Genomic DNA, 5,362 nt, shown 5'->3' with positions numbered 1-5,362 from the left:
TTGGTTGAGACTGTTGAACGGAAGGCGGCCTTGGAGACCGCACGAAAGGTGCGCTCTCTCTCGTCGAGACCCCATCAACCGGAGAGCCGGATGCGGGAAATCCGCCCGTCCGGTTCGGAGGGAGGGGTGACGCTCGTGTGTCATCCCTACCCCTATCCCACCCGAATTGCTTCTCGTCATCGAGGGACAGAATCGAAACGATTCCCCGTTTCCGGTGTCCAACTAATGTGATGATTGCGCCCGCCGTGAGTTCGGTTGATTCGAAGCCCGCCCGTTCAATTGCTCCGCTGACCCCCAAAGACGTGTTCCGGCAACTGCTCGGCAACATCGAACAAGTGATCCAGGGCCAGACGGGCACGCTGCGCAAGCTGCTCGCGGCGCTGGCGAGCGACGGGCACGTCTTGCTGGAAGATTTTCCCGGCACCGGCAAAACCACGCTGGCCAAGGCTCTGGCGCGATCCATCGACGCCCGATTCAAACGCATTCAATTCACGCCGGACCTCCTGCCTTCGGACATCCTGGGCGTGTCGATCTACAACCAGGGTGCGCAACTGTTTCAGTTCCATGAAGGGCCCGTTTTCACCAACATTCTGCTCGCGGACGAAATCAACCGCGCGTCGCCGCGCACGCAATCCGCGCTGCTGGAAGCGATGGGCGAAGGCCAGGTCAGCCTGGATGGCGAACGGCGCCGGCTCCCGCCGCTCTTCTTCGTCATCGCCACGCAAAACCCGGTTGAGTTTCGCGGGACGTATCCGTTGCCCGAAGCGCAGATGGACCGGTTCGCGATGCAACTGACGCTGGGCTACGTCGCGCCCGAAGAAGAAGTGGCGATCCTCTCGGCGCAGACGGACGACCATCCGCTCGACCGCCTCGCGCCGTGCGTCTCGGCCGCCGACTTGCTCGAGCTCAAAGCCGCGGTCAAAGACGTGCGCATCAGCGACGAATTGAAACGTTACATCGTGGACCTGACCGGCGCGACGCGGAGCGCGGGCGGGGTGCAGCTCGGCGCCAGCCCGCGCGCGTCAATCGCCTTGATGAAAGCGGCGCAGGCGCTGGCGTTGTTCGACGGTCTCGATTTCGTGACGCCGGATCAAATTCAGGAAATCGCCGTGCCGGTGATGGCGCATCGGCTCGGACTGGAGCCGCAAGCGAAGTTCTCCGGCGTGACGGCCCAAAAGATCGTAAACGAGATTCTGAACAAAATTCCCGTGCCGGCGTGAGACGGGGAGCACACGCGCCCTCGCGTGTTCCGACCGGCGCCTCGCCGGTCGGAGCGTCGGGGAAACCATCTCATCAAATGACCGTTTTTTCAGACAGAAGAATGTGGCCGGCGGGGCGCCGACCACTGCACGCGAAGGCGCGTGCGGTCCCCAGTCTTGTGTAACATGACTCGGTTTGCTTATCGCGTCTATCGCGCGCTGACCGGGCTGAATTACTGGCTGTCGCGGCACTTCACTCCGGCGGGGGTGATCGTGCTGATTTCACTTTTCTTCAGCGCGGCCATCGGCGTGGACATGGATCAGTCAGTGGCGTTTGAGGTCTTCGTGCTCGCGCTGAGCCTCCTCGCTGTTGCCATCGGCTGCGCGCTTTTCTACCAGGGCAAATTTGCAGTTCAACGCGAGTTGCCGCGCTATGCGACCGTGGGAGAACCCGTGGTTTATCCCGTCCGAATTCGGAACCGCGCGGCAAATGGATTTCGGGGACTGGAGTTGCTGGAAGAGTTAGCCGATCCGCGTCCGACGCTGGCTGAGTTCGCCTCGATGCAGCGAGGCGCTGCGTACGGACGCAGTTTCCGGCTCGCGCGTTTTGAAAATGGGTGGAACGGGCTCCTAGCCCGTTTTCGGCGGCAACCTGCCGCCGAAAATTGCGGCAGCCTAGCAGCCCGCCGCAACAGGCCAGTGGCCTGTTCCACCCAAAAGGCATTTTCCAAACGCGCTCTCCCCCTTTCCCATTCGCTTCCTCTGAATATCCGGCAAGCCACGGTGAAAGCCACGCCGTTGCCGGATCTGCCCGCGCATGGGCAGAGCGAGGCTGAAGTGGAGCTAACGCCGCTTCGGCGCGGCCCGCTGCGGTTCACGGGCGTGACCGTGGCGCGAACGGATCCCTTTGGTTTGTTCCGCGGATTCGTGCGTGTGCCGCAGACGCAAACGCTGCTCGTCTTGCCTCGGCGCTATTCGGTGCCTGCGCTGGCGCTGCCGGGCGCGCGCAAATATCAGCACGGCGGCGTCGCGCTCGCCTCCGCCATCGGGGAGTCGGATGAATTTGTCTCGCTGCGCGATTATCGGCCTGGCGATCCGATGCGGCACATTCACTGGCGCAGTTGGGCGCGCACGGGCCGTCCGATTGTGCGGGAATTCCAGGACGAATTCTTCGTCCGGCATGCTTTGATTCTCGACGCGTTTGCCGCGCCGGAGCAAACCGCGGCCTTTGAAGAAGCCGTGTCGGTCGCGGCGTCGTTTGCCTGCGCGATCGACACGCAGGAATCGCTGCTCGACTTGATGTTCGTTGGCTCGCAGGCGGTGCGCTTTACGGTCGGTCGCGGGTTGAGCCACATGGAACAGGCTTTGGAAATCCTCGCTGCCGTGCAACCGTGCCGGGAAAAGCCGTTCCGCGCGCTGCAAAATTTAGTCCTCCAGCACGCACGCGAGGTCTGTGGCTGCATCGCTGTGTTTCTCGATTGGGATGAGCCCCGGCGCGAGCTCGTCCGGCAACTGAAGGCGCTGGATTTGCCGGTGCTCGTGCTGGTGGTGGTCGCGGCGAACCAGGCTGAGAAAGTGCGGACAGGAGACGCCGAGGAAGCGACGGACGGTTTCCACGTCCTCACCGTGGGGAAAATTGCGGAAGGGTTGCAGGAGATAGAAGGGAGCTTGACATGAACCGCCAGTTTTTGGACTGCGGCAGTCCCTGCTGTTCCCCGCGCGCAATTCCTCCGGCGACCGCGGTCCCTTTCATGAAGCCTCCTGGACTGTTACTTGGAGCGACGCTGCTCTTCTGGGGCTGGCAAACCGGTTTGCCTTGGCTGGGCGCGCTCGCGGCGCTGCTGCTGGAAAGCTCGCGCTGGGTTCGCGTGCGCTGGGATTTTTCGCAAGGCGACCTCGACCGCCTCTGGAACTTTTGCGTGGCGCTGTTCTTTGGCGTGGCGATTTTCGCGTTCGCGTCCAACGACGGCCTCCACGCCGTGGGGACGCTGGTCGGAGACAGCTCGCTGGCTGAACGCAGCGAAGCGCTGAACAAGGGCGCGCGCTCGGTGCTCCTGTTTTTCCAATGGCTGCCTCTGACGTTCCTGCCCATCGCGCTCGCGCAAGCGTTCGGCGAGCGCGACCGCATGGACTGGAGCACCTTCTCGTGGTGGCTCCGGCGGCAACGACGAATCGCAGCGCAGCGTGACGGGGCCGCTACCCAAGCTTTTGGACTGCGGCGGCAAGCGAAGCGCCACGCCGCTTTGACACCGGATCCAAAAGCGGTGTCGCCGCTGCGCTCTGCCACCGCAGTCCAGAATAGTCGATCGACACGGTTAGACGGGGAGTCTGCGCGACACGCTGGCTCCGGCCTCAACGTCCTCTGGCCGTTCTTCGCGGTGTGCTTGCTCGCCGCGAGCGCCGCCAACGATCGCACATTCCGGTTTCCGGCCGGCCTGATGCTGCTGATGGGCTGGGCGTTGTGGGCGGCCCGCCCGCGTCGCGTCTCCGCGCTGAACTGGAGCGCGTGCTCGCTGCTGACGATTCTTCTGGGGCTGGCGGGCTTGCAGGGTTTGCTTTGGGTTCGCAGCGCGGTCCAGCGATTCGAGAGCACGTTGGTCGCGCGTTTCGCCAGCGGAAGAAATTTCGATCCCAGAGAAACCCGCACCATGCTGGGCGAAATCGGCCGGCTGAAACTTTCGGGCCGCATCGTGCTGCGAGTTGAAACGGATGGCCAGCCGCCGCCGGAACTCGTGCGCGAAGCGAGCTACACCCAGTTCAAGTCTCCACACTGGACCGCGACGAGACGTGAGTTCGCAAACTTTCTTCCCGATCACGATGAAACCTCGTGGCGGCTGCTGCGCGGCAAACTCCCAAAGCGCGAAGCCACGATCGCGACTCTTTTTCCAGGCGGCGCGGGTTTGCTCGCGCTGCCCCAGGGCGCCGGGCGCCTGGAGGATTTGCCCGCCTTCGTGATGGAGACCAACCGGCTGGGCGCGGTCCGCATGTCGTCCGGCCCCGGCTTTGCCCGGTTTCGCGCGGCCTACGGTCCGGGAGCATCCATCGACAGCGCGCCGGACGCGGAGGATATTGACGTTCCACCGGCCGAGCAATTCGCCATCAGACGAGTCGCTGAGGAATTGAATTTGAAAGGCCTGGCACCCGAAGAGACTTTGCGGACGGTCGCAGGCTTTTTCTCGCGCGAATTCCGTTACTCGACCTGGCTTGAGGGCGATTCAAGGAAGGTAGGGCGAAGCGTCCTTGCTGAGCCGAACAATCATCGCCTGCCAAACGGATTGACGGCTCGCCGGGACGGGCTCGCCCTACCTGTTGATTCAACACCGCTCGCGGCGTTTCTGCTGAAGAACCGCTCCGGTCACTGCGAATACTTCGCCACGGCCACGACGCTGCTGTTGCGTCAGGCGGGCATTCCAGCGCGGTATGCCGTAGGCTATTCAGTCCAGGAACGGCGCGGACGGCAGTGGGTCGTGCGCGAACGCCACGCCCATGCGTGGTGTCTGGCCTGGGTGAGCGGCGCGTGGCGGGAGATCGATGCCACACCCGCGGGTTGGAGCGAAATCGAGGCGGCCCGCGCCACGCCCTGGCAATGGATCTCCGATGCGTGGTCCTGGCTCCGATTCGCGATCGGGGAATGGCGCTGGGGCAAAAGCGGCTGGAAACAATACTTGGTCTGGTTAATCATCCCTTTGCTGGTGCTGGCGGGCTGGCGTTTGCTGGCGAGGAAACAATGGAAGCGCACGCCGCAGACCGGGGCCAAACGATCGGCGCCCCAGCTCTGGCCGGGGCTGGATTCGGAATTTTACCTGATCGAACGCAAGCTGGCTGAGCAAGGACTGGCGCGGCGGCTCAGCGAAACCTTGTCCGGATGGTTGAGCAGAATTGATCTTGCCGCCTCACCCGCCGTCTCCGAATTGCAGCCCTTGTTGAAATGGCACTATCGTCTGCGTTTCGATCCCGTCGGCCTCAATCCGCAACAGCGGGATGCGCTCCAGCACGCCGTCGAACGATGGCTAAGTGGTCCATTTCATAAATACGCTCACGTTCGCGGCAAGGGATTTTTCGGCCAGACGAGGCGCGAGCGACGAGCATATCCCGAAGTGGATCTGTAAGGAGCAAGCAACGAAGTCTGGCGAAAAAGAACTGCCGCCCTTCGGGTTGCGCCG

Annotated in this window: 3 protein-coding genes; all 3 read left to right on the top strand. The window is 63.1% G+C overall.

The window, feature by feature from the left end; all coding sequences use genetic code 11:
* Positions 1-230: 230 nt before the first annotated feature.
* Complete coding sequence (locus FJ398_25750) at positions 231-1,220, top strand: MoxR family ATPase (GenBank protein MBM3841295.1); 990 nt, start codon at positions 231-233, stop codon at positions 1,218-1,220.
* 165 nt (positions 1,221-1,385) lie between these two features.
* Positions 1,386-2,876, top strand: coding sequence for a DUF58 domain-containing protein (locus tag FJ398_25745; protein ID MBM3841294.1), 1,491 nt, complete (start codon positions 1,386-1,388; stop codon positions 2,874-2,876).
* Positions 2,873-5,308 (top strand): hypothetical protein, encoded by a 2,436-nt coding sequence (locus FJ398_25740; GenBank protein ID MBM3841293.1) that lies wholly within the window; start codon positions 2,873-2,875, stop codon positions 5,306-5,308. Before FJ398_25745 ends, FJ398_25740 begins: the two co-directional genes overlap by 4 nt.
* The last annotated feature ends 54 nt before the right edge of the window (positions 5,309-5,362 follow it).

It is taken from the genome of Verrucomicrobiota bacterium, assembly GCA_016871535.1.
In the GTDB taxonomy this organism is placed as follows: Bacteria; Verrucomicrobiota; Verrucomicrobiia; order Limisphaerales; family SIBE01; genus VHCZ01.
The sequence above is the reverse complement of the archived record's forward strand: the minus strand, read 5'-3'. Positions and strand labels throughout refer to the sequence as shown.